Origin of the sequence: Planktothrix paucivesiculata PCC 9631 (genome assembly GCF_900009265.2) — a bacterium.
Lineage (GTDB): Bacteria > Cyanobacteriota > Cyanobacteriia > Cyanobacteriales > Microcoleaceae > Planktothrix > Planktothrix paucivesiculata.
On record NZ_LR735152.1, the window covers coordinates 1 to 267 of the forward strand.

General features: G+C 37.1%; 1 protein-coding gene. It reads left to right on the plus strand.

Annotation, left to right across the window (positions count from 1 at the left end):
• Positions 1–267 (plus strand): transposase (locus tag PL9631_RS25900; protein ID WP_156090734.1); only part of this gene is annotated, 267 nt, incomplete at both ends.

Genomic DNA, 267 nt, shown 5'->3' on the forward strand with positions numbered 1-267 from the left:
CTTACCATTAGATATAGAATTATATCAAAAAGCCGAGTCATTACCCTTAGGAAAAGCCGACCCCGAATTTAAAAAGAAACCAGAAATAGCATTAGAATTAATAGAGAGGAGCTTAGACAGAGGATATCGACCGGGAATTGTGCTAACAGATGCCGGGTATGGAAATAACACAAGTTTTTTACAAGAGTTAGAGAAAAAAGGATTAAAATATATAGGGGGAGTCGCCAAGAATCGAAAGGTAATCCTCAAAAAAGGGGAAGATGAAAC